This window comes from Verrucomicrobium spinosum DSM 4136 = JCM 18804, assembly GCF_000172155.1.
In the GTDB taxonomy this organism is placed as follows: domain Bacteria; phylum Verrucomicrobiota; class Verrucomicrobiia; order Verrucomicrobiales; family Verrucomicrobiaceae; genus Verrucomicrobium; species Verrucomicrobium spinosum.
Genome location: NZ_ABIZ01000001.1, coordinates 1,295,802 through 1,318,815 on the forward strand (window position 1 = coordinate 1,295,802; position 23,014 = coordinate 1,318,815).

The following is a 23,014-nucleotide window of genomic DNA, read 5'->3' on the forward strand; positions in this document are numbered from 1 at the left end:
TTATGTCCAGTGCCCTAGGGCACTGCTGGTTGCTTTTATCATATGTCTTCAGAGAATCTCAACGCGCTGCTGGAAGGGCATGTGGCCAGCCTGTACGAGGCTGGCAAGCTGGACGACGCGTTGCGGGTGGCGGGAACGGCGCTGCGCAACGCACGTCAGGCCGTGGAGGATGATGAGGCCAACTACCCCGTGCTGGTCAATGCACTGGAGATCCTGGCCAACCTCAACCGTCAGGCTGGAGAATTTGCCAAGTCGGAGTCTCTCTATCAGGAAGGGTTGGAATCGGCGGCCAAGTGCCGGGTTCCGCAGGATCAGCTGGCGCGGCTGCGCAGTGGTCTGGCCATGCTCTACGATTTCAGCCAGCGGGAAGAGGCTGCCATACCTCTGTATGATCAGGCCATTCAGGACTATGAGTCGATCACGCCGCCGCGGGCCAAAGAGGCTGCCGAGCTGCGGAACAATCTGGCTATGATCTACAAGAGCCTGGGCCGCTATGCCCTGGCGGAGCAGCATTATCTGATGTCGCTGGAGTCCCTGGAGCGTCTTTATGGTCGCGAAAGCGAGCGGGTCGCTGCGGTCTTTAACAACCTGGGCAGCCTCTACTACACCGCCGGGTTCCCGGAGCAGGCCAAGGAGATGCATGTAGAGGCGCTGGACATCCGCCAGCAGGTGCTGGGAGCCGAGCATGCAGAGGTGGCCCAGAGCTACACGAACCTGGCCACCGCCTGCTATGATCTGGAGGACGATGCCGGGGTGCAGGAGAACTACGAGAAGAGCCTGCGGATTCTGGAGCAGCATCTGGACACCCACAGAGACTCCTATGAGCAAACGGGGGAGGATTACATCGCTGTGCTGGAGAATCTGGGTGAGCCCAAGAAGGCAGCATCCCTGCGCAAGCGCATGGAGAAGGTGCTGGGCCGCAATTGACCGGTGATTTTGTCCCTTCATCCAACGTATGAAGGGGATGTGCCGTCTTTCCAGAGGTCGTGTGCTGGGGTGGTTAGCCTCGGTCTTGGGGGTGTCATTCAGCCATGTGGGGCACACCGCGAACCTGGAACGCATCGAATTTGAGGGGGCGATCTATCACGTGCTGCGGGTGGACCGGGCAGACTTCTCCCGCCTGGATTTGCGTTGGCTGGGGCAGGATGGCAAGCCGCTCGGCAGTTTTGGCCCGCTCCTGCAGGAAGCGGCCAGGCAAGGGCGACGGATCGAATTTGCGACCAATGCGGGCATCTACGAACGCGGGCCGAAGCCCTGTGGGCTGACGATTGCTGGTGGCAAGGAACTTGTGCCGCTGAATCTGGCCAAAGGGGAGGGGAACTTCTACCTGCACCCCAATGGCGTGTTCTATCTGGATGATCAAACAGGGGCGGGGGTGATGACGGGGGCGGAATATGGCCAGAGTGGGCTGCAACCGCGTCTGGCCACGCAGAGCGGGCCAATCCTGCTGCGGCAGGGGAAAATTCATCCCGCCTTCAACTTCAATTCACCCAACCGGCGCTTGCGCAATGCGGTGGGGGTGCGAGCCTCAGATGGGCAGGTCGTGTTTGTCATGTCCGATCGCGAAGACCGGGTCAAGGGGCGGGTGACCTTTCACCAACTGTCCCGGTTCTTCCTGCACTTGGGCTGTCAGGATGCTCTGTTTCTGGATGGTGACATCTCGGATTTCCTCTTCCATCCACCCGCAGGAGCCGCGGTGACACCCAACACCTTTGCGGGCATGTTTGTGCTTTGGAAATGATGCAGGGGGAGAAATTTCCCCATCTGCTGGCAGAAAAGTGAGGGATGGTGTGGGTTACGGAAAAGTCACCACCTGCGGATTTTGCCGCGGCGAATCGGGAATACTCTGAGGAAGGCCCTGCCGGATGAAATTCATGATCATCTCAGACACGTTCCCACCGGACATCAACGGTGTGGCACGGACACTCCAAACCTTGGCCCGCGGTCTTGCCCGACGCGGTCATCAGGTCTCTGTGCTGACGACTACGGAAGGCGCGGGCGGTGAGAACCTGAGCCACGGTGTGGAGGTGAAGGCCGTCAACTCTCTCCCGGTGCCAGGATATGCGGGCATCCGCATGGGGCTGGCCACGCGGCGGTTCTTCAGCCGGAGAATCGGCGACTTCAAGCCAGACGGGATCTACGTGGCAGTGGAGACGCTCATGGGTTGCAATGCGATTCGCGCCGCCCACCAGTGTGCCAAGCGGGTGGTGTCCGGGTTTCACACCAACTTTCACAGCTACTCAGACGACTATCGTCTGCCCTTCTTCAAGCGGGCGGCGATGTGGTACCTCCAGTGGATCCACAACCGCACGGCGCGGACATTGACCCCGTCCGAGAGCACTGCGGAGCAGTTGCGTGGCCTGGGCATCAAAAACGTGGGAGTGCTGGGGCGCGGGGTGGATACGGATCTTTTCAATCCCGAACGGCGGGATGCTGAGTTGCGTCGCTCCTGGGGTGCGGACGAAGCCACTCCCGTGGCCCTGTTTGTCGGGCGCGTCGCGGCGGAGAAGAATCTGCCGCTCGCGGTAAGAGCGTTTCAGAGGATTCAGGAACTCCAGCCCAAGGCGCGTGCTGTGTTCGTGGGTGATGGGCCCAAGGCCGCCTGGCTGAAGCAGCGGCATCCGGAGTTCATCCATGCAGGCGCGCGCACGGGTGAGGACCTCGCCCGCCACTACGCCAGTGCGGATCTGTTTGTCTTTCCCAGTCTGTCCGAGACCTTTGGCAATGTGCTGACGGAGGCCCTGGCCAGCCGTCTGGTCACTGTGAGCTACGACTATGCGGCCGCCCGCCAGGTGGTCCGGCACGGGGTGAATGGCTTTGTGGCACCAGAGAAGGATGAGGCCGCTTTTCTGGCGGCGACAGAACTGGCCCTGCAACACTGGAATGATGGCGCGCTACGCACGGCGGCCCATGCCACCGCCTTGAGACTTTCCTGGAACGCCATCATAGAGCAGTTCGAACAAGAGCTGCTCGGCACGGTGCCAGCGCCGCCTAGTGGCACTGAGGCTCGTCTTTGATCCCTTTGTTTCCTCTTTCCCCCCAAGCCCACCACACCACACCCGACCCATTACGCAACAGGCTCCGGCCGACCCATCATGAAACGAAAACTACGCTTCAAGACCATCTTCATCTCAGATGTCCACTTGGGGGTTCAGGAGTGCAAAGCGGCCCAGGTGAGCCATTTTCTGAGAAACTCGATCTGCGAGAAGCTGGTGCTCAACGGCGACATCATTGACGCCTGGGCGCTGCAACGGGATGGCAAGTGGACGAAGGCGCACACGCACTTCGTCCGGACCGTGCTGCGGAAGATGGAGAAGGAGAACGTGGAGGTGATCTACACCCGCGGCAATCATGACGATGTGCTGGAGCGCTTCCTGCCCATCTCGCTGGACAACTTCAGCATCATGTTTGAGCACGTGCACGAGTCTCCGCACGGGAAGTATCTGGTGGTGCACGGGGATGGCTTTGACCACGTGACCACGAACCACAAGTGGATGGCCGAGGTGGGAGCGGTGGGGTACAACACCCTGCTCAAGCTGAACCGGGCCTACAACGCCTACCGCCACTGGCGTGGCAAGGAGCCTTTCTCGTTTGCCAAATGGGTGAAGGCCAAGGTGAAGGGTGCCGTGAGCTTTGTGGGCAAGTACGAGGAGCAACTTCAGCAGCTGGCCCACAGCAAGGGCTGCAAGGGCATCATCTGCGGCCACATTCACACCCCGGCAGACAAGCAGGTGGGGGATGTGCACTACCTGAACTCCGGCGACTGGGTGGAATCCATGACGGCCGTGGTGGAGCACCTGGACCGCACCTTCGAGGTCATCACGTATGAAGACTGGTGCCGCCGGGCGAATCGCGAACCAAAGGGGCTGCTGCTGAACACGCCAACGGCACCGGAACTGGAGGAAGATGCGGAGCTGTCTTTGTCCGGGGCGGCGGTGTGAGCCGACGGCCTATTCTCGATCCCGGTCCGGCAACTTCTGTGCATTTTTCGTTTACTGCCTCAGCGGGAGGCGGTAAAGCGAGTCACAATGCGGATTTGCTTGCAAGGTGTTGTTGAATCATTGCGAGGTGGCGCTGCTTCAGCCCAAAGCACGGTCAGGGATGGCCGGGTTTCAGTATTCTGCATGGCTACCTTATGAGTCCGGGGCTGAGCATCGTCGTCCCGTGTGCCGTATTTGATGACAGGGCCCTTGCCTGCCTGGAGGCGCTGTTGCAGCAACTAGGCGTGAAGGACGAAGTGCTTTTGGTTCTGGACGGCACAGTGCTTGACCCCGGTGTGAGACTGGACGTTCGGGTGTTGCATTTGACCCATCAGCGCGGACCTGCTGCGGCGCGGAATGCTGGGGCGGCGGAAGCAAGGGGCGAAGTGCTGCTCTTTGTGGATGCGGATGTGGTGTTGTTATCCGGCATGGTGGAACGGGTGCGAAGCTTCTTTAGCCGGAACCTGGGCGAGGCCGTGTTCGGATGCTATGATGATGCCCCTGCGGCTCCTGGTCTGGTCTCGCAGTATCGGAATCTTCAACATCACTTTGTGCATCTCACGAACGCCGGGCCCGCCTCCACTTTCTGGGCGGGGTGTGGTGCCGTTTTGCAAAAAGTGTTTAAGGACGTGGGCGGATTTAGTGAAGATTTCCGGCATCCTTCGGTTGAGGATATCGAGCTGGGAATGCGGCTGACTTCGGCGGGACATCGGATTGTCCTGGATGCGAATTTACGGGGCAAGCACCTGAAGAGCTGGTCACTGCCGGGCATGTGGGTTAACGACTTCCAGTGCCGGGCCGTTCCGTGGTCCCGTCTTATCCTCGCCGGGGGGGCGATGCCCGCTGGGCTCAATACGGGCTGGGCTTCGCGTCTGGCCGTGGTCGCCCAGGGGCTTTCCCTGGTAGGCATCACACTCATTCCTCTCCATGCGGCCTTTCTGGGGGTTGCGCTGGCCTTGGAGCTGCTGGCACTGCTGGCCCACGGCCCTTTGCTTTGTTTCCTCGCCCGGAAGCGGGGTCTGGGGTTCGCCCTGCGATGTGTCCCGTTGGTCATGGCCTACATCGTCGTCAGCGGTGCCGGATTTGCCTGGGCATGGGGTGCCTGGGCTGGCCAGAGACGGAGGAAGACTTTCCTGGCTGCACGGATGCCCATGGGGGATATCGCATGAAGATTGACGCTCTGATCATTGGCGGTGGCCCGGCGGGGCTCACCGCTGCAGACGAGTTCTTGCGCCACGGCGTGAGGCCCTTGGTAATCGAGGCTTCGACGCAGTGGGGCGGCATCGCCCGTACGGTGCGCTGGCAGGGGCATCGCGTGGACATTGGCGGGCATCGATTTTTTACCAAGGACGCATCCATCCAGGGGCGCTGGCAGGAGTGGCTTGGCAAAGACCTCCTGGAGGTCCCACGCTTGTCACGAATCTTCTACCGAGGGAAGTACTACCCTTATCCATTAAAGTTGCCGGAGACTGTGGCCAACTTCGGCCTGGGGCAGAGCGTTGTGGCCCTGACAAGCTACTTGTGGGCCAAGGCGAGGCCGGTCCGTCCAGAGAGGTCGTTTGAAGACTGGGTCACGAACCGCTTCGGCAGGCACCTCTACCTCACCTTTTTTAAGGCCTATACGGAGAAGGTCTGGGGCATGCCTTGCTCGGAGATCAGTGCCGACTGGGCGGCCCAGCGCATTCACGGGCTCAGCCTCACGTCAGCCGTTCTCGGGAGTCTTTCGTCGACACAAGGCGTCAAGTCGCTCATCAAGACGTTCCATTACCCCCGCCTTGGCCCGGGAATGATGTGGGAAAAGGTAGCGCAGCTCGTGCAGGAAACGGGCGGGGAAACGTGGCAGAACTCCACCGTGGCGGAGGTCAGGCATGCGGCGGGCAGGGTCACCCAAGTGTTGGCCCAGCGCGCCGGTCGCGCCATCAGCCTCCGGCCTGAGCGGCTGGTCTCCACCATGCCACTCGGCTCGCTCGTCCGGGCGCTGGTACCCAGTGCTCCGCCTCACGTCCTTCAGGCCGCACAATCGCTCCGCCACCGGGACTTCCTCATCGTGACCCTGGTAGTGCGGGCCAAGGAAATATTTCCCGACAACTGGCTCTACATCCATGATCCGCAATTTCGCGTTGGCCGGGTGCAGAACTTCCGTAACTGGTCAGTGGAGATGGTTGCAGATCCAGAGCTCACGACCTTGGGCATGGAGTATTTTTGCTCCCGCGGAGATGAACTGTGGGAGCTCAAGGACGACGCTCTCATCCGCCTTGCCACGCGGGAGATGGTATCACTTGGCTTTGCGCCGGAGACCCAGGTGGAGGGCGGGTTCGTCATCCGGCAGCCCAATGCCTACCCTGTGTATGACGACGACTACGCCGGGCATGTGTCGGTGGTGCGGGACTATCTGGCAGGGTTTGAAAATCTCGCCACTGTGGGCCGCAGCGGCATGCATCGTTATAACAACCAGGACCATTCGATGATTAGCGCCATGAGCGCCGTGCATCAGCTTTTGGGGAAAGGGGCTGCGTGTCCCTGGACGGTAAACACCGAAAAGTCGGGGCACGAGGAGCGGGCGCAGGAACCTTGCGTGCGGGAGCGATGAAACTTCTCCAGCGTTACGGATTTGCCCTGGCAGTCAGCGCGCTAGCGTTGCTCTTGGTCGCGTACATTCTTGTTTATGTCTCGTTCCCCGATGAGCGGAGGCTCTTTGATCTGAGGGAGCGGCACGAGCAGTTGCGGTGCCTGGATGTGGGGCTCTACCCCAACATCCGCCTGCATGCTCCCGGTGTGATCCCTCGTGCAGCCCACTCGGTGTATCCGCCCACCTCCCTGGTTCAGCTCTGGCTGGTATCGCCCTTTGCTTCGTTCAAGGCGAACGCAGCCTTCTTCTTCCTGCTCACGGGCGTGGCTTTCGCAATCCTCAGCGTTCACGCATGGAGGGTGGGCTGCGTCGCGGGGCGGTGGGGAGGGTTGCTGGCAGTGGCGGGGTTGTGGTGCATGTCTGCTAGCTTTATGTCCGTGAAGGCCGGCCAGCCAGCCTTGCTCATCAATGCGATCCTGGTGCTCATGAGCGGTGCTGTGATGAGGAACCGGCAGGAGTGGGCTGGCTGCGCCTGGATTGCCGCCATGATGAAGCCTCACACCAGTCTTCCGTTTTTCGCTATGCTCGTGGCGAAGCGAAGGTGGTATGCCTGCTTCGTTGGGGCCGTGCTCCTGGGAGCCTTGGGTTGGGGGGTGTCTTCGTTTACGGGGCATACACTGTTGGAAGTGCTGTATGCGAGCTATGGTCAGTCGCCCATGACATATGCCTCTATAGGGGACACCCTGGTGCAGCCCCTGATGAGTCTGTTGGGCATTGGCCACCGGCCTGCAGTCTTGATCACGGCCCTGCTCGCGATGGGCCTGCTGCTGCCGTTTGTCTTTCGCCCGCTCGCATCATTGCCGTCCCTTGTGCATCTGGCCGCGGCAGGGGTGGCAGGCAGGCTCGGCTTTTACCACCGCCATTATGACGATGTGATGCTGGCCTTTCTGCTCCTGGCGCTCACCGAGGAGGCGCTGCGCAGTCGTGGCACCGCCGCTTGGATGATGTTGGCAATTACCGGGCTCACTCTATGGGTGCCATACCCCCTGCTGGCGCAGTTTTCTGGAACCTCCTGGCGCATCGTAATCTGGGCATCGGCTCTTGTTTATCTGACACGGACGGCTCTCAAACGAGTCAGCGTTTCCACCAATAGCGCTCCAGGGGAGCAAGTATCCGTCGGTTGAGGATGGAGTCGCTCTTGATCCCCAGCCTCCGGTGCAGGGAATCCGGGTATGCCACCATCCTGTGGGCTACCGCCCATCGCTGCTGGCTTTGCAGGACGGGTTGAGCGCCTTGAAGACGCCACTTCCCGATAAACCGGTTGATCCCGCGCTGTATCCAGTCATCACTCCAGCGCGTGAGGTAAAAGGCAATGTCCTCCTTATGCACGACCTCAGGCAGAAGCACCGTCACCCGGGCTTTGGGCTCAATCCAGATCGCTTCACCCGCGGCCAGCAGTGTGAGGCAGAAGTCGGCATTCTCCGGGATGCTGGGAATCTGCGGGTCAAAAAGGGGCAAGCGTTGCAGGAGCGAGTTGCGCACGAGGAGGGCGTGCATTTCTATGTGTTCCGTGCGCCACCGCCCGCCGGTGGTAGAGGGTGGATCCCCTTTTCTTTGATCGTGAGATACCACGATCTTCCGGTGTCCGCCGCCTTCGAGGATCCGGCACTGGCCGCCCAGCATGTGCAGTTTTTCCACTGGCCCCATCTTTTCGAGATAGAGCGGTGCCACGGCCCCGGCTCCGGTCTCTTCGGCAGCAGCTATTAACGCCTGCAGCCAGCCAGGATGAACCAGCACATCATTGTCGAGAAAGGCCGCGAACTCGGTTTTAATGAAAGGGAGAGCCATGCATTTGGCTTCGTTGGGCGCCAGAATTCGATCCTCGCGCAGCAGCTGAAACCCCCAGTGGGTGGAAAGCCGTCGTAAAGCGTTCTGCACCTTTGGGGGCGAGCCCCCGTCCACATAGATGAGGTTTACCGGACAAGGAGTGTGGCGCAGCACATTTTCCAGACTGGTCACACTCAGAGCGTAGGTGTCGCGTTGGGTGATGATGATTGTTACATGGGGCAGCATGATCGTCGCAGTTCAAAGCAGGCGGGTCTCCGCTGCCACTTCAAATACTTCAGAATTCATCAGCAGCGGCCATCGGCGTCCTGCACGTTCACGCAACAGGCGGAATGATCTGCGCGACCACGGGTGGGTGAGGATCGGAGCGGCAACGGGGTGGAGCACCACGCCCATGCGGCAAGGTTCGCGGACAAAACCTGCGTGGCATTTGAAGCGGTCCACGGCCGCCATGGCGGGAGCGGTCTGCCTCCCGACAGACACTGCCAGCACCTCGCTTCGTGCCATCTGTGTCCGCACATTCTCATAGTACAGGGCGTGGGTGGGATGTTCCTGCCGGAAGGTCTCTGACCACGCCATCTGCAGGCCGTGGCTCACTCCGGCATGCAGCCAGGTGACCATGTAGGCCGCCATTTCTCCGCCTACGAAGCAACCCATGACCTCAAGTCCTGGCACCTGGGAGGCGGCGTCACAGTAGCGGCTCCAGAGCTGTCGCTCCGTAAGCCATGGGTTGACCTTCTGCCTCCGGCGTAAAGTTGCCTGGTTCACCGGCAGTGCCAGCCGGGGCATTTCCGACCACGCAAGCGGCCGGCAGTGGCATGCCTTCTGGGCGTGGCGGAGCTGCTGGCGAAACTGCCTTTGCAGGGAGTGCTCGCCGTACGCGCGGTCCCGGATGACAAAGGCATCCACCATCCGGCCTGTGCTGTGACCGCACCCAAACACTGCCGCCATTTTGCCCTTTTGTCGGAGAAGCCCTGCCAGATCCTTCGCGCTGGGGCGCAAGGGCACCATGCCGGGGATGCTCATGAGACTGAGGCTGGTCTCCTCTGACCAGACACCCCCCGCCAGAATCTCGCCCGTGCGGCCCGTCCGTTGGTAGAACTCTGCCAGCTTCTGCATACGAGTTCAGGCGTTGCGTCCACGCCCTTGCCAGGCGTAGCCCACGGTGGACATGATTTGGGAGAGGATGATCAGCAATGAAAGGCGCAGGCCCCTCCATCCCCCAGGGGACAGGAGAGGGTGGGTAAGCATGCCAGCATAGTAGCCTGCCGGTTCAAGGCCTCTGGCAGGCCCTTGTTTTGCCCTGTGAAACTGCCGGGCTCCTTTGCCATAGGCATAGTGCTGGCGGCAGAAGCCTAGCAGGTCCATATGATGGGCATGGTCCACCACTGCCTGCCGGGCCACGTGGATCTTTCCGCCACCGGCAAGCCACCGTGAGCAAAAATCCCGGTCCTCGGCCCCCATCCCAGCGTAGGAAGGGTCAAAGCCGCCTGTTTCCCAGAAGCGGTGGCGGGCCAGAGCGAGGTTTGAGGAAGTGACAAACCTGGCTCCTGCCCCTGCTGGGTTGTAGTATCGATCCACGTAGTCCAGGAGCGTCTGGCTCGCTTCGGCAAAAGGGTTGTGTACCAGGGCATTCACCACCTGTCCACCCACCAGGGAGCGATCATCCGCCTCGCAGGTGCGGAGCATTTCATCAAACCAGCCAGGCCGTGCCAGGCAGTCGTCATCCAGAAACAGGATGCAGTGGCCTCGTGCCAGCCTTGCCCCGTGGTTTCTGGCGGCTCCGGCTCCTTGGTTCGACTGTTGCACGAGGATCACATTTTGCCGCGACCTGCAAACAGCCGCTGTATCATCTTGGGAGCCATCGTCCACCACCAGGACTTCGCAGTCCTGTCGCAGTGCCATTTCACGGCTCAAATGGTCGAGGCAATGGGTGAGGGACTGCGAGCGGTTGAAGGTGGGGATGACGACGGAAGCTCGCATCAACGCTCGGCAATGAAGAGGGCTGTCTGGGCCAGGATCACCTTGCCTACTGCTGGGCCTGTATGCCCAGGGCCATGGCACCGAGCAATCCTGAGTCGTCACCCAATCCAGGAGAGGTGATGTAGCTCTCAATGTCCTCGATCAACTCGCGGGTCTGGATGTAGCCATTCAGCAGGCGCTGCACCTCCTCCCGGATCATGGGGAAAAGGTGGTACTGGTGCATGACGCCGCCGCCCAGGATGATGCGCTGGGGGGAGAGGGTGAGGATCAGGTTCGAAAGGCCCAGAGCCATGAGGGTGGAAAACTCGCCCCAGCAGGCATGATCGGGGGCGAAAGTGTCTGCCGGGAATCCCCAGCGGGCGGCGATGGCGGGCCCGCTGATGAGCCCTTCCAGGCAGCTGCCGTGGTAGGGGCAGATGCCATCGGGTTCGGGGGCGTCGGACATGATGGCCGGAATGAGCAGATGGCCAATCTCCGGGTGCAGGGCACCATGCAGGGGCTTGCCATTGATGAGCACGCCACCACCGATCCCGGTGCCGACGGTGATGTAGATGAGCGGCTCACAGGCGCGGCCATGCCCCCAGGTGTACTCGCCCAGCGCGGCGGCGTTCACATCCGTGTCAAACCCGACGGGGACGTGGAAGATCTCACCCAGGGATCCGAGCAGGTCCGTGTATTTCCAGCCGGGTTTGGGCGTGGTGGTGATGTAGCCGTAGGTATCACTGCCGCGGTTCAGATCCACCGGGCCAAAGGAGCCAACGCCGATGGCGCTGAACCTGCCCACCTGCTTGGATGCCTGGTCCAGGAAAGCAAAGACCTCGCGCAAGGTTTCGGTGGGATCCGTGGTCTCGATGCGCGTGCGCATGCGGATGTCATCGGGTCCGGTTCCGACCGCGCAATTGAACTTGGTTCCTCCGGCTTCGATGGCGGCGATCAGATCAGACTTCATGCAGGCGTGGGTCAGGGAGTTGCGTTGGGAGTTTGGATGGAAAGACGACTTGCAGAGAATCGGAACGCCGCTCCGGGATGGTTTGAATCTTTCGATTCAGACCGATTTCAAACCGACCGGGAGTCTTTCAGCCCCAGACTGGCGTAAATCTCCCGTGTCGCACGGCTCTTGTTGAGCGTGTAGAAATGGAATCCATCTGCCTGATGATCCAAAAGATCTGCACACTGCTCTGTGGCGTAATGGATGCCCACGCGCTCCACGGCGGCTTCATCGCCATTGCAGCGGGAGATCGCCTTCAGCAGCTTGGCTGGGAAACGGGCACCTGCGGCCAGCTCGGCCATGCGCTTCATGCCGGAGGCGCTGCTGATGGGCATGATGCCGGCGATGATGGGGACATTGATGCCAGCCAGATGGCAGCGGTCGCGGAAGTCGAGGAAATCTCGGTTGTCGAAGAAGAGCTGGGTGCAGATGTAGTCCGCCCCGGCGTCCACCTTGGCCTTGAGGTAGTCCATCTCCAGCAGGCGGTTCGGCGTGGCGGGGTGCCCTTCCGGGAAGCCGGCGATGCCGATGCCAAAGCCGCGGTTGTCGGGATGGCCGGAGAAATTGCGGATGAAGCGAACCAGATCTGAAGCGTGCTGGAAGGCGTCCTTGGCCTTTTCATAGTTGGCCAGACCGCGCGGGGGATCCCCGCCGAGGGCGAGAATGTTGCTTACCCCGGCCTCAGCATAGCGCTCCAGGATGCCGCCGATGTCCTCCTCACTGTGACACACGCAGGTGAGGTGGGGAATGGGGTCCAGGGACGTGGTTTGCTTGATGCGCACCACCAGATCATGGGTCAGCTCACGCGTCGTTCCGCCTGCACCGTAGGTCACGCTGACGAAGTCCGGCTTGAAGGCTTCCAACTCGCTGATGGTTTCATAGAGTGCCTGGGAGGTTTCGGCAGTCTTGGGCGGGAAGAACTCAAAGGAGAACGTCGGGCGGCGTTGGGCGAAGATGTCGCGAATATGCATGGTGCGGAGCGGTACCCGTCACTCAACCCGGCTGAGGGGTAGTTGCAACCCGGGATGTCAGGAAAGGCGGTCTCAGCAGCCGGCCTCCACCTGGATGGTGGCGCATCCAGACCCCCCTGTCAGGGCGGTGACCAGTCCATTGAAGTTCCAGTGATCCCAGCCTTCGATGATGAGGCCGTCTTTGTACTTGAGCCAGGACATGCCGTGGATGGTCACTTTCCGTCCACTGGCGGGGATGCCCAAGTCATCGCCCGTATGGGTGCCCACGGCGGACCAGCGGACGACGGCATCGGAGTCCAGGGCAATGACATCGTCCACTGAGACCTTGATGTCTGGGAATGCACCCAGAAACGGGCGGTGAAACATCGCGATGAACTCCTCGGGGCCCCTCATGTCGCCGCCTTCGGTGTGTCCCACGGCGTCCGGGGCCAGCAGGGCACGAATCGCATCGGGATTGCGCTCATTCCAGACTTCGTGGTACCAGCGGGTGGCAAGGGCTCGAAGGGGCATGAGAGACATGTTAGGGCACGGAGTGGGGAAAACCAAGTTTTTTCGATGGAGAGTGCGCCCGTTTTTCAGTTTTCCGGGAGGCTGGGCAGCGCCTTGAGCCAGGCGAGATTGAAGACGGGGCGGACGAGAGGGGGCGGACGAGACGGGGCCTTGCGGGGGTGGGCGGGTACGTGGAGACAACGGAGGACTTTGCTGGAACAGGGCGGGTATGGAGGGCGAGGGGGGTGCCGCATATAATCCCTGCTCGGGATGCGGGGGTGTTTGAATGTCATCGGGGCCACGAAAGCGGCGCTTCACGCACGCACCCCATCCCGACGCGTCGGGACGAGCGGGGCCAGGTGTTGGGGGTGCTTTGGTTGAGGTTCTCCAAAGAGCTTTACACATCGTCGTTCCCGGCAAGATGCCGAGAACAGCATTCAAAGCATTTGGGGAGCGCAGTCGGACATTGATGTCGGGTCTGTGCTCGGAGAGGCGTGCGCGACCAATCGATTCTTAATGAGGAACCAGTTTGTCCAGCACTTCGCGTTGGAACCAGGCGGGAATTACATCAATCTTGAGCTCCAAATCGGTGCCGCGAGTGATTTCTGCCAACCAAGTTTGGCTGTGTGCGTCGTCCGAGTTGTCGAAGATGTAGGCGCGATTTGTAAGTTTGATGGCGTCTAGCAGCAGAGCCAAGGATCGATAATAACGCTCAACGATCTTGTCTTGCGGTACTGGATGTCCCCCAAGCCGGACTCTGTTCGCCACACGGGAGATGTTGATCAAAGGATCATCGGTGGCGATGTAGTAGAGGTAAGTGCGGTAGCCCAGGTTCTGAGCCTCCCTCAACAATTCCACCTTCCCGACGTGCGACATGACGGTCTCAAACGTAAAGGTTCGCCGAGCTTTCAGCAGCTGATGTCTGAGAAAGTCCGCTATCACTGATGCCAAATAGGAGTTGGCTGGCATCTCACCAAGATCAAGACGGCCACCAGCGATGGTCAGGGACTCGATCCACGAACCAAAATGCGATGAGCAAAGGAATGAGGACTTCCGGATAAACTCTAATGCTTCTACTGCGGCGTCGTTCAAGCCGTAGTCACTGAGATTCAAGCTGCTGCTTTCTCTGCAAGCCTTCTCAATCTCGTCGGGATTGATGTAGATTCCCAGCAAATCCGGTTGGAGCACGACTTCAATGAACTCTTTCCCGAACCGTTTGGGCCGGCGAACATACGCATGCGAGCCATATTCTCGCTCACGGAATCCTGAATTTGGAGCCCCGTTTAACGGGAATCGGTTTGGCGATTCTCTTCACCTCGCGGCGTGACCCGTTGGGAAACACTTCGTAAATCACTCCCGACTCCGCTTGGAGGACGCTGAGCCCTGCCGCCAAGGTCTTTTCGCGCTCCCGGGAAAACGCAAGACTGGAGAGGAAGGGGAATTCCGCCTCCAACTTGTCGATCTCCAGTTCCTTGGTGTTCATGGGTACAGGGGAGAGCATACTCCAATTCGCTGTCCCGACAACCCCGGTTTTCATCGCTCACCCGGAACTGACCCTCCCCTGCCGGAAATTTACCTCCGGCCTTTGCATCCCCCTCCACCTCATGGCATGGGTGCTCTCCCATGCTTGCCGCAGAAAACCTTGGTATCTCATATGGCCCCCGCCGTCTGTTTGGAGAATTGAACTTCACCATCCGGGCCGGGGAGCGCTTTTCCCTGGCCGGGCCCAACGGGGCGGGCAAGTCCACGTTGATGAAGATCATTGCGGGGATCGAGCAGCAGGACGAGGGGAAGATCATCAAGGCGAAGTCGGTGACGGTGGGGTACCTGCCCCAGGAAGGGGTGGAGGTGAAGGGGCGCACCCTGATGGCGGAGGCGGAGACGGCGTTTGAGGACGCGATGGAGCTGCAGCGCCAGTTTGACGAGGCAAGCGAGGCTCTGGGGACCTACGACACGTCCTCCAGCGAGTACATCGACGCTCTTGAGGTCTTTGGGGACCTCCAGATCCGCCTGGAGCACCACGACCTCTCGAAAATGAAGCCGCGCATCGAGCGCGTGCTGATGGGCTTGGGCTTTTCCCACAAGGATCTGGACCGGCTCACGGATGAATTCAGCGGCGGCTGGCAGATGCGCATCGCCCTGGCCAAGCTGCTCCTCGCAGAGCCCAGCGTGCTGCTGCTGGATGAACCGACGAACCACCTGGACATCGAGACGGTGGTCTGGCTGGAAGACTATCTGAAGAACTACCCCGGTGCGATCATCCTGATCAGCCACGACCGGCGTCTCCTCGACAACCTGACCAACCGTACCCTGGCCTTCGAGCCGGGCGCCCGGGCCACCCAGTACCAGGGCAACTACTCCTTCTTTGTCCGGGAGAGCGCGGCTCGCCGCGAGCAGCTGGAGCGGGCCAAGAAGAACCAGGACCGCGAGATCGCCAAGACGCAGCAGTTCATCGACCGTTTCCGCGCCCAGGCCAACAAGGCGTCCATGGTGCAGAGCCGCATCAAGGCGCTCGACAAGGTGGAACGGATCGAGCTGGAAGTGGAGGCGGACGAGATCGGCTTCAAGTTCCCGCAACCTCCGGCGAGTGGTCACACGGTGATGCGCATGGAGGGGATCGCCAAGAGTTATGACGGCGTGCGTTATGTCCTGAAGCCCTTCGACTTTGAAATCAACAAGGGCGACCGGCTGGCGATTGTGGGGGTGAACGGCGCGGGGAAGACCACGTTCAGCAAGATCCTGGCCGGGGTGGAAAAGGCCACGGGCGGCACCCGGGAGCTGGGGCACAACGTGCGGGTGGGCTACTATTCGCAGGACCACGCCGATGCGCTCGACGGTGCCAAGACGGTGCTGGAAACGATTGAGAAATCCGCAAAGGGCATGTCCGAGGCGCAGCTCCGCACCCTGCTGGGATGTTTCCTCTTCCGCGGGGATGACGTATTCAAGCTGGTGAAGGTGCTGAGTGGTGGGGAGCGCGGACGCCTGGCCCTGGCCAACATGCTGCTCACGCCCTCCAACTTCCTGGTGCTGGACGAACCGACCAACCACCTGGACATGCGCTCCCAGTCGGTACTGCAGCAGGCGCTGCTGGACTACTCTGGCAGCTACGCCATCGTCTCTCACAATCGTGATTTCCTTGATCCCGTGGTGACGAAGACGCTGGAGTTCCGCGTGGGCGAGTCCCCCCGGCTCTTTCATGGCAACCTGAGCTACTATCTGGAAAAGAAGGCGGAGGAGAAGGCGAAGCTGGCCTCGACCAGCATCAGTTTCAGCAGCCCCGCCGCAGTCGCCAAACCCGCGGCCATGCCGGTGGAGATCGACAACAACTCCAAGGAGCGCCGCCGGATCGAGGCGCAGAAGCGCCAGCAACGGGCGCACATCTTGAAGCCGCTGCAGGAGAAGCTGGAGGCGGTGGAGGGGCAGATCGCGAGCCTGGAGCAGGACAAGACGGAGCTGGTGAAGAAGATGAACAGCGCCTCGTTTGGCACCGATGCCGGGGAGGTGATGGAGACGACAAGCCGCTTCTCATCCATCGAAAGCGCACTGGAAAAGGCCTTCTCCCAATGGTCGGAAGTGAGCGAGGCCATTGAGAGTGCGGAGAAGGAGCTCGGCTGACGCGGCCGTAGAAACCTCGAACCTGAATGCCCCATGCTCGAAGTCCGCGACCTCCGTTTTGCTTATGGCGGGGGCGGCTTTTCCCTGCACATCCCGGAGCTCATCCTGAGACCGGGCCAGAGTCTGGGTCTGGGTGGGCCGAGCGGGGCGGGGAAGACGACCGTGCTCAAGCTGCTTGCCGGCATTCTGGCAGCGCAGGGCGGTCGCGTGCAGATTGAGGGGGCCGTGCCGGACCGGGCGGTCCGTCTGGCCCGAATGGGACTTGTTTTTCAGGACTTTGCCCTGGTGGAATACCTGACGTCCTGGGACAACGTGCTGCTGCCGCTCCGGCTCACGGGTCGTCTGCAAAAGGATCACGAGGTGCGGGCAGCATCTCTGTTGGAAGCGGTTGAGATGGCAGGGCATCGCGACCATCTGGTCTCCCGGCTCTCCCAGGGGGAGCGGCAGCGCATCGCCGTGGTGCGGGCTTTGTTGCATCGTCCGGCCTTGCTGCTGGCGGATGAGCCGACTTCTGCGCTGGACACCCGGCGGCGCAATCTGGTGGCGGGGTTGCTGCAAAAGGAACTGCACGAGCACGGGACGATGCTGGTGCTGGTGACGCACGACCTGGAGCTCCACGAGCAGGCCCAGCAGAAGATCAGTGTGGAGGCGTGGTGCCAGCCGTCATGAAAGGGCCCCTGCACCTCGCCTGGCAGTACGTGGCGCACTACCGCGTGCGCACGCTGTTGTTGAGCCTTGCACTGGGGCTGACGCTGGCGCTGCCGCTGGCCGTGCGCGGCCTCGTACAGATCGCCCAGACAGAGATGCGCTCACGTGCGGTGGCGACACCCCTGGTGCTGGGTGCAAAGGGCAGCCCGCTGGAACTGGTGCTCAATGCCCTCTATTTTCGCCGAAGGGGCGCGGGGGAGATCCCTCAGAAACAAGTGCAGGTGATCCGGTCCAGCGGCCTGGCGTCGGCCATCCCGCTGTACGTGCGTTATCATGCCCAGCAGGCCCCCATTGTGGGCACGAGCCTGGAATACTTTGACTATCGGGGACTGCGCATCGCGCAAGGACGCACGCTGGGCCGGCTGGGAGACTGCGTGGTGGGGGCGCGCGTGGCCCGGGAGCGCGGCTGGCAGGTGGGGGGCAAGGTGAACTCCTCGCCCGAGCAGGTGTTTGATCTGGCGGGCATTTACCCTCTGCGCATGACCATCACCGGAGTGCTGGCGGAGTCGGGGACGGCTGATGACCAGGCGGTCTTCGTGGATGTGAAAACGGCATGGTTGATTGAGGGCAAGGCCCACGGTCATGAGGACTTGGTGAAGGCCGAGGACCCGAACGCGGTGCTGTCCCGCACGGATCAGAATGTGGTGGGGAGCAAGGCGGTGCGGATGTTCAGCGAGGTCACGGCCGAGAATCTGAAGTCGTTTCACTTTCACGGGAATCCGGACGATTTCCCGCTCACCGCCATCCTCGTGGTGCCGGAGGATGAGAAGGCGCAGGCCATCCTGCTGGGGCGCTATCAAAAGCCGGATGCCGCCCATCAGTTGGTGCAGCCGGGCGTGGAAATGGATGCGCTGCTGGCCACCTTGGTGCAGGCAGAACGATTCACCGTGGTGCTGCTGGTGGTGTTGGGGGTGGTGGTGGTCTTGATCTCCACGCTGGTGTTTGCCCTCTCCTTCAAGATGCGGCGGCGGGAGTTTGCCACGCTGGAGGATCTGGGGATCAGCCGCTGGCGCATTGCGACGGTGAAGACGGCGGAGGTGGTCATGGTGGGCCTGCTGGCAGCGGGGCTGGCCGGGGGCATCACCGCGCTGGTCTGGTGGTTGGGGGCCGGGCTGGTCCGCATGAGTTTAAATTGAATCTGGCGCCCCTCTCCGGCGTTTGTCCAGACTCAAAACGCCTCGCAACCCACCCAGCGCTTTTATCCAAACAGGTTCTGAGGGTTCGCATCTTCTTGCAGGGGTCCTCCCGGGCGGGTATAACTGGCCTGCGCAGGACCCTGCGTGCGGGCGGAGGCACCCCCGGACAGCCTTCCTCGATAACACCCCGCCTGCGGGCCTATTTGACCTCTTGTCGTCTCCTACCATGAACCAGCCAGGTTTCTTTGCCCGTGTCTTTATCTGGCTTTCCGGCGCCAGTGATGTGAACCTGCGCGAGTGCCCACCATGGGAGGTGCGCAAGTATGTGGCCTTTGGGGCGACGGTGCTGGTGCCGTGCGTGTTCGCCTTTATCGCGGCGGCGTACGCCATCTCCACTCTCACGACGGACTGGAACGTCATCTTCGGCGTGGCGGGGGTGTGGGCCTTCATCATTCTCACGGTGGACCGGGCCCTGCTGGCCACGTACCGCGCCTACCAGTCTTTCTTCCGGAAGGTCAGCCAGTTTTTCCTCCGCCTCGTGGTGGCGGGGCTCATGGGCATTACCATCTCCCACCCGCTGACCCTGCTGCTCTTCAAGGACACCATTGCCTCAGTGATCGAGAAAGATCGCGAGATCGAGCTCAACGCCGTGCGGACGACTGCGGTGGAACAGAAGAAGGTGGTGGAGGAAAAGATCACCGCGCTGGACGGAGAGATTGCCAAGGCGCGGCAGAAGTGGGACGAGAGCTTCAGTGCCAAGTTCCTGGTGGGTGACGAGACCAACGGGGAGAAGAAACCGCTCACGGATGAGGAGAGGCGCGCCAAGGCGGAACTGGAGAAGCAGATCGCCGAGGCCAAGGCCCCCACGGTGGAAAAGCTGAAGGCGGCGGAAAAGGAAATAACGGATCTCACCACCCAGTCCGTCCGTTTGCAGTCGGAGCTGGATTTTTGGCAGAAGGAGTTCGAGCGGGAGCTGAACGGTCAGCGGAGCGGCATCATCGGCCTGGGGCCGCGCGCCAAGAGCATCCAGAGTGACCAGCTGGCGTGGCGGCGTGACGAAAGCAAGCGTGTGGCAGGCATGCTGGAGGCACGCACCCTGGAGCGCACGCAGTTGCAGGCGGAGTCGCTGAGCATCGAGCAGACCCTGACGGCGGCGGCCGAGGTGAAGGCCATGGAGCAGGCGGCCAGGGTGAAGCAGGAACAGGCCCGGATCGAAGGCCTGCGCCAGCAGGTGCAGCAGCAGCAGGCGGACCAGTTTGTGGATCAGCAGAACCAGATGCGCGCCACGCTCAAGACCCAGATTGACACCCGGCTGGAGCAGATGGAGCAAATGCAAAAGGAGCTGACGAAGATCGGCGAGGATGAGCGCGCGCGCATGGACAAGATCCGCGATGAACCGCGCCGCGACATTCTGAAGCAGACGCTCGCGCTGCACCGGGTGTTCCGCGAGGGATCCGAAGGCGGCCAGTTCGCGCTCACCGCGTATGTTGTTTTGTCCCTGCTCTTCATGCTGGTGGACACCATCCCGCTGATGGTGAAATTCTTTGCCAAGGCAGGGCCCTATGACACGCTGGTGGATTGTGATGAGGTGCGGTTTGACAAAGAGCGTGAGGCCTTCCTGAAAAGCTACCATCGGTACATGGATGAGCTGGCCAACGGCCGGTTGTTGCACCTGACGCGGAACAAGCCGCTGGAGCAGGCGCTGATTGAGGGGGTGGACCGCTCCAAGGCAGCCAAGGAGTTCCTGGAAACTCTCATGGACCTGGAGCAGACTTTTCAGGAGCGCATGCGCTCACAGGAGGAGACCATGGCAGGAGCCAGCGCGCATTTCTCCAGTGCGGAACGTCAGGCAATGCTGCGGCACATGGCCGACACGTTCTATGGCGATCTGCGTGGACGCATGGAGCAGTTCTTTGATCAGGGGGCGAGCAAGTCAGCGAGTTCGGTGTGACCCGCTGCGCAGGAGACAGAAGACTGGAAGACACAAGACACAAGACCTGAGGTCTGGGGTGGGTGTGCGCGGGCAGCGCAGATTGGCAATCTGCTGCGCCGCGGATTGGTAATCGGCAGTAGGTGGGGTGATGCGGGAGACGGAATATTCTCACACGAAGGCACAAAGGCACAAAGGTTTGAGGATCGAGGCGAAGGTGCAAGGGACGGTGCAGGCTGTGCGAGGAGTGTTGTCGGCAGGCAAAAGCAGCTCTTCACGCACGCACTCCACAGCGACTTCGTCGCCAGGCGTTGGGGGTGGTGAGGGAAGCTTCAAGCATCCGACGTCCGCAAGCTGAGGCCCGTGCTCCGACCAAAGATGGCTTCAACACCTTGTCCACTGCCTACTGCCTGCTGCCCACTGGATTCACGCCATCGCGAGATGCTCGTCCTGCACGCGGGGCAGCCGGCCGTTCACCTCATTCAACCGGCAGGTCTGGAGGCGGGGGAGGACGTACTTGGCGAAGAGATCACACTCGTGCAGGTGGGGATACCCGCTGAGGATGAAGGAGCGCATGCCCAGATCCATGTACTGTTGGAGCTTGGCATAGACTTGGTCAGGATCGCCGACGATGGCGCTGCCACAGCCGCTGCGCCCGCGACCGATGCCGCTCCACAGGTGGTCTTCGATGTAGCCTTCATCATCGGCATGAGCGCGGAGGGCATCCTGGCGGAGGACGCCGGCGGACTGGTGGTCCAGTGACCGGCATTTCGTCTCGCGGGCGCGGGCGTCGTCCAGTCGTGAGATGAGTTTGCGGGCGGCATCCCGCGCTTGGGACTCGGTCTCACGAACGATAACGTGAATCCGGAGCCCAAAGTCGAGAGCCCGGCCAAATCCAGAGGCCTGCCGGGAGAGGGAGCGCATGGTCTCGGCAAGTTGTGGCAGGGTCTCGGGCCACATCAGGAAGACATCGCAGAAGCGGGCGCAGAGCTCCTGGGCACGCGGTGAGATGCCACCGAAGTAGAGCAGGGGGCCGCCGTTCTGCTGGAAGGGCCGGGCGGCATCGGTACGGATGCGGGCGATGTCGTAGAAGTCGCCTTTGAAAGCGAGCTCGTTCTGAGTCCAGCACTGCTTGAGGATCTGCAGCACCTCCGCGCTGCGGGCGTAGCGGGCCTCGTTATCCTGGTCCATGCCCGGGAGGTTGGAGGAGATGATGTTCAGGGCCAGACGGCCACGGGCAATGTGGTCCAGAGTGGCAATGGCGCGGGCCAGCATGGGCGGGTGCACCTCACCCATGCGCAGGGCCACGAGTTGGTGGATCTGCCGGGTGAGCACGGCCATGGAGAAGGCGAAGCCGAGGGCGTCCTGCCCCTCGGTCCAGCCAGAGGACAGGAGCACGTTTTGATAGCCATGCTCATCGGCCCGGCGGACAATCTCCGAACAATGCTCAAAACTGCTCCGGTGATGCGGTGCCGGGTCGCCCAGGAATTCGCAGTCGTCTGAGCACAGTGCTCCAAACCACGCAATCTCGGCCTGACGGCGGCGAGTTCGAATCCGGATTCCTTGCGCAGGATCGACAGGTGTATGAGGAGGCACCATGGCGATGGGATTATGGTTTTTCAAAAATAACCCGATTTATTCCCTTCACAAAGAATTTTCCTTTCGGCTGACCAATTGGTTAGGCTGGGTGGAATGCCGTTGAGAGAACATAAAGTGAGATTTGGCCTCGTTGGATACGGTGCCTGGGGCCGGCACCACGCGCAGGTCATCGCTGCCCACCCGGAAGCGGAACTGGCGGGGGTGGTGACTCCCTCTGAGGCATCGCGTGCGGAGGCGCGGGCGCGCTTTCCGGGGGTGGGGGTGTTTGAGACGGCGCAACAGATGCTGGAAACGCTCGCCCTGGAGGTGGTGGACGTAGTGGCCCCCAATCATGTGCATTTCCCCATCGCAGCGGCGGCCCTGAAGGCGGGCTGTCATGTGCTGCTGGAGAAGCCGATGGCGACGACACTAGCCGATTGCCACGCGCTCATGGCGCTGGCGGAGCAGGCGGGGCGGCAGATCCTGGTGGGGCATGAGTTGCGGCTGTCCTCCCAGTGGGGGCGCATCAAGGAGATTATCGATCAGGGAGGCATCGGCGTACCGTGGAACGTGCTGGTGGAGCTGTCCCGTCGGCCCTACCGCCTGGGCTCTGACGGCTGGAGGTATGACCCGGACCGGGTGGGGGACTGGATGCTGGAGGAGCCGGTGCACTTCTTTGACCTGGCGCGTTGGTACCTGGAGCAACACGGAGAGCCAGCCACCATCTATGCCTCTGCCAATGCCGTGGACGACGCCCGCCCCTCCCTGCACGACAACGTGACCGCCATCGTGCGCCATGCGACGGGGGCGCAGGCGACTATTTGCCAGACGCTGGCAGCCTTTGGTCATCATCAGACGGTGAAAGTGACGGGCAGCAAGGGGGCCATCTGGGCCAGCTGGAGCGGGGCCACGGACCGCGTGCCGGACCCCGTCTGCACCCTGCGGGTTTACGATGGCCAGACGGTGGAGGATCTGGAGCTGCATAGGCCCTCTGGGGAACTGATCGAACTCCAGGCAGAGATCGCCCACTGCATCCGGATGGTGAAGGAGGGGGTCCCGCCTGCGGTGAATGCGAACGACGGCCTGTGGAGTGTGGGGCTTTGTCTGGCGGCAGGGGCCTCCACCCAATCGAGGGGAATGATCGAACTGGAGGACTTCCTCCATGGTGGTACCCCCTATCCACCTATGAGGAGGGAAATCCCTAAAACCAGCCTGTGATTGA

General features: G+C 61.5%; 21 protein-coding genes. 12 read left to right on the forward strand and 9 right to left on the reverse strand.

The genetic code is table 11. The features are described 5' to 3' along the window. Positions 1 to 42: 42 nt before the first annotated feature. From VSP_RS05095 to VSP_RS05125, 7 genes are all read left to right on the forward strand, one after another. The gene (locus VSP_RS05095) at positions 43 to 927 is read left to right on the forward strand and encodes a tetratricopeptide repeat protein (protein ID WP_009959189.1); all 885 of its coding nucleotides are present in this window, start codon (positions 43 to 45) and stop codon (positions 925 to 927) included. A 91-nt stretch (positions 928 to 1,018) separates the two neighbouring features. Further along, entirely contained in the window at positions 1,019 to 1,741 is a 723-nt protein-coding gene (locus VSP_RS33950; RefSeq protein WP_157210745.1) for a phosphodiester glycosidase family protein, read from the forward strand. Positions 1,742 to 1,874: 133 nt separating this feature from the next. Beyond that, positions 1,875 to 3,017 (forward strand): glycosyltransferase family 4 protein, encoded by a 1,143-nt coding sequence (locus VSP_RS33955; RefSeq protein ID WP_198141317.1) that lies wholly within the window; start codon positions 1,875 to 1,877, stop codon positions 3,015 to 3,017. 78 nt (positions 3,018 to 3,095) lie between these two features. Continuing rightward, on the forward strand, positions 3,096 to 3,941 hold the full coding sequence (locus tag VSP_RS33960) for a UDP-2,3-diacylglucosamine diphosphatase (RefSeq protein ID WP_009959193.1): 846 nt from the start codon (positions 3,096 to 3,098) through the stop codon (positions 3,939 to 3,941). 194 nt (positions 3,942 to 4,135) lie between these two features. After that, entirely contained in the window at positions 4,136 to 5,149 is a 1,014-nt protein-coding gene (locus tag VSP_RS33965; RefSeq protein WP_009959194.1) for a glycosyltransferase family 2 protein, read from the forward strand. Then, positions 5,146 to 6,570: an NAD(P)/FAD-dependent oxidoreductase gene (locus VSP_RS05120; protein WP_029190193.1), complete on the forward strand. Its 1,425-nt coding sequence runs from the start codon at positions 5,146 to 5,148 to the stop codon at positions 6,568 to 6,570. The genes VSP_RS33965 and VSP_RS05120 overlap by 4 nt, the downstream gene beginning before the upstream one ends. After that, complete coding sequence (locus tag VSP_RS05125; RefSeq protein ID WP_009959197.1) at positions 6,567 to 7,733, forward strand: glycosyltransferase family protein; 1,167 nt, start codon at positions 6,567 to 6,569, stop codon at positions 7,731 to 7,733. The genes VSP_RS05120 and VSP_RS05125 overlap by 4 nt, the downstream gene beginning before the upstream one ends. On the opposite strand, the gene VSP_RS05130 is transcribed toward VSP_RS05125, so the two are convergent. The 8 genes from VSP_RS05130 to VSP_RS05165 all read right to left on the reverse strand — a co-directional run bounded on the left by VSP_RS05130 (position 7,684) and on the right by VSP_RS05165 (position 14,308). After that, positions 7,684 to 8,622, reverse strand: a complete 939-nt coding sequence (locus tag VSP_RS05130) for a glycosyltransferase family 2 protein (RefSeq protein WP_009959198.1) — start codon at positions 8,620 to 8,622, stop codon at positions 7,684 to 7,686. The two genes, VSP_RS05125 and VSP_RS05130, sit on opposite strands and share 50 nt — an antisense overlap. A 12-nt stretch (positions 8,623 to 8,634) precedes the next feature. Then, the gene (locus VSP_RS05135; protein ID WP_009959200.1) at positions 8,635 to 9,513 is read right to left on the reverse strand and encodes a GNAT family N-acetyltransferase; all 879 of its coding nucleotides are present in this window, start codon (positions 9,511 to 9,513) and stop codon (positions 8,635 to 8,637) included. A 6-nt stretch (positions 9,514 to 9,519) separates the two neighbouring features. Beyond that, complete coding sequence (locus tag VSP_RS05140) at positions 9,520 to 10,377, reverse strand: glycosyltransferase family 2 protein (protein WP_009959201.1); 858 nt, start codon at positions 10,375 to 10,377, stop codon at positions 9,520 to 9,522. 46 nt (positions 10,378 to 10,423) lie between these two features. Next, the gene (locus VSP_RS05145) at positions 10,424 to 11,326 is read right to left on the reverse strand and encodes an ROK family protein (RefSeq protein WP_009959202.1); all 903 of its coding nucleotides are present in this window, start codon (positions 11,324 to 11,326) and stop codon (positions 10,424 to 10,426) included. 107 nt (positions 11,327 to 11,433) lie between these two features. Next, positions 11,434 to 12,336: a methylenetetrahydrofolate reductase [NAD(P)H] gene (gene metF / locus VSP_RS05150; protein ID WP_009959205.1), complete on the reverse strand. Its 903-nt coding sequence runs from the start codon at positions 12,334 to 12,336 to the stop codon at positions 11,434 to 11,436. Between the two features lie 72 nt (positions 12,337 to 12,408). Next, positions 12,409 to 12,846: an ester cyclase gene (locus VSP_RS41945; RefSeq protein ID WP_044133990.1), complete on the reverse strand. Its 438-nt coding sequence runs from the start codon at positions 12,844 to 12,846 to the stop codon at positions 12,409 to 12,411. A gap of 492 nt (positions 12,847 to 13,338) precedes the next feature. Then, complete coding sequence (locus VSP_RS33975; protein ID WP_009959207.1) at positions 13,339 to 14,013, reverse strand: ATPase; 675 nt, start codon at positions 14,011 to 14,013, stop codon at positions 13,339 to 13,341. 67 nt (positions 14,014 to 14,080) lie between these two features. Beyond that, positions 14,081 to 14,308: a hypothetical protein gene (locus VSP_RS05165; protein ID WP_009959209.1), complete on the reverse strand. Its 228-nt coding sequence runs from the start codon at positions 14,306 to 14,308 to the stop codon at positions 14,081 to 14,083. Between the two features lie 140 nt (positions 14,309 to 14,448). On the opposite strand from VSP_RS05165, the gene VSP_RS05170 reads away from it, so the two are divergent. The 4 genes from VSP_RS05170 (at position 14,449) to VSP_RS05185 (ending at position 20,235) form a co-directional block, all read left to right on the forward strand. Continuing rightward, positions 14,449 to 16,440, forward strand: coding sequence for an ABC-F family ATP-binding cassette domain-containing protein (locus tag VSP_RS05170; RefSeq protein ID WP_009959210.1), 1,992 nt, complete (start codon positions 14,449 to 14,451; stop codon positions 16,438 to 16,440). 33 nt (positions 16,441 to 16,473) lie between these two features. Next, a complete protein-coding gene (locus VSP_RS33980; protein WP_009959211.1) occupies positions 16,474 to 17,109 on the forward strand; it encodes an ABC transporter ATP-binding protein in 636 nt (211 codons plus the stop codon). Next, positions 17,106 to 18,284 carry an ABC transporter permease gene (locus VSP_RS05180; RefSeq protein ID WP_009959213.1) on the forward strand — a complete coding sequence of 393 codons (1,179 nt, stop codon included), beginning with the start codon at positions 17,106 to 17,108 and terminating at the stop codon, positions 18,282 to 18,284. Before VSP_RS33980 ends, VSP_RS05180 begins: the two co-directional genes overlap by 4 nt. Before the next feature lie 226 nt (positions 18,285 to 18,510). Continuing rightward, positions 18,511 to 20,235, forward strand: coding sequence for a DUF4407 domain-containing protein (locus tag VSP_RS05185; protein WP_009959214.1), 1,725 nt, complete (start codon positions 18,511 to 18,513; stop codon positions 20,233 to 20,235). Positions 20,236 to 20,640: 405 nt separating this feature from the next. On the opposite strand, the gene VSP_RS05190 is transcribed toward VSP_RS05185, so the two are convergent. Next, positions 20,641 to 21,813, reverse strand: a complete 1,173-nt coding sequence (locus VSP_RS05190; RefSeq protein WP_009959215.1) for an LLM class flavin-dependent oxidoreductase — start codon at positions 21,811 to 21,813, stop codon at positions 20,641 to 20,643. A 114-nt stretch (positions 21,814 to 21,927) separates the two neighbouring features. On the opposite strand from VSP_RS05190, the gene VSP_RS05195 reads away from it, so the two are divergent. Next, positions 21,928 to 23,010: a Gfo/Idh/MocA family protein gene (locus tag VSP_RS05195; protein ID WP_198141318.1), complete on the forward strand. Its 1,083-nt coding sequence runs from the start codon at positions 21,928 to 21,930 to the stop codon at positions 23,008 to 23,010. Positions 23,011 to 23,014 lie beyond the last annotated feature (4 nt).

Excerpts from the sequence above, each read along its gene's own strand:
- VSP_RS05140 (WP_009959201.1), bottom strand. The coding sequence starts at position 10,377 with ATGCGAGCTTCCGTCGTCATCCCCACCTTCAACCGCTCGCAGTCCCTC.
- VSP_RS33965 (WP_009959194.1), top strand. The coding sequence starts at position 4,136 with ATGAGTCCGGGGCTGAGCATCGTCGTCCCGTGTGCCGTATTTGATGAC.
- VSP_RS33980 (WP_009959211.1), top strand. The coding sequence starts at position 16,474 with ATGCTCGAAGTCCGCGACCTCCGTTTTGCTTATGGCGGGGGCGGCTTT.
- VSP_RS05135 (WP_009959200.1), bottom strand. The coding sequence starts at position 9,513 with ATGCAGAAGCTGGCAGAGTTCTACCAACGGACGGGCCGCACGGGCGAG.
- VSP_RS05095 (WP_009959189.1), top strand. The coding sequence starts at position 43 with ATGTCTTCAGAGAATCTCAACGCGCTGCTGGAAGGGCATGTGGCCAGC.
- VSP_RS33955 (WP_198141317.1), top strand. The coding sequence starts at position 1,875 with ATGATCATCTCAGACACGTTCCCACCGGACATCAACGGTGTGGCACGG.
- VSP_RS05130 (WP_009959198.1), bottom strand. The coding sequence starts at position 8,622 with ATGCTGCCCCATGTAACAATCATCATCACCCAACGCGACACCTACGCT.
- VSP_RS41945 (WP_044133990.1), bottom strand. The coding sequence starts at position 12,846 with ATGCCCCTTCGAGCCCTTGCCACCCGCTGGTACCACGAAGTCTGGAAT.
- VSP_RS05170 (WP_009959210.1), top strand. The coding sequence starts at position 14,449 with ATGCTTGCCGCAGAAAACCTTGGTATCTCATATGGCCCCCGCCGTCTG.
- VSP_RS05145 (WP_009959202.1), bottom strand. The coding sequence starts at position 11,326 with ATGAAGTCTGATCTGATCGCCGCCATCGAAGCCGGAGGAACCAAGTTC.
- VSP_RS05165 (WP_009959209.1), bottom strand. The coding sequence starts at position 14,308 with ATGAACACCAAGGAACTGGAGATCGACAAGTTGGAGGCGGAATTCCCC.
- VSP_RS05180 (WP_009959213.1), top strand. The coding sequence starts at position 17,106 with ATGAAAGGGCCCCTGCACCTCGCCTGGCAGTACGTGGCGCACTACCGC.
- metF (WP_009959205.1), bottom strand. The coding sequence starts at position 12,336 with ATGCATATTCGCGACATCTTCGCCCAACGCCGCCCGACGTTCTCCTTT.
- VSP_RS05185 (WP_009959214.1), top strand. The coding sequence starts at position 18,511 with ATGAACCAGCCAGGTTTCTTTGCCCGTGTCTTTATCTGGCTTTCCGGC.
- VSP_RS05120 (WP_029190193.1), top strand. The coding sequence starts at position 5,146 with ATGAAGATTGACGCTCTGATCATTGGCGGTGGCCCGGCGGGGCTCACC.
- VSP_RS05190 (WP_009959215.1), bottom strand. The coding sequence starts at position 21,813 with ATGGTGCCTCCTCATACACCTGTCGATCCTGCGCAAGGAATCCGGATT.
- VSP_RS33960 (WP_009959193.1), top strand. The coding sequence starts at position 3,096 with ATGAAACGAAAACTACGCTTCAAGACCATCTTCATCTCAGATGTCCAC.
- VSP_RS05125 (WP_009959197.1), top strand. The coding sequence starts at position 6,567 with ATGAAACTTCTCCAGCGTTACGGATTTGCCCTGGCAGTCAGCGCGCTA.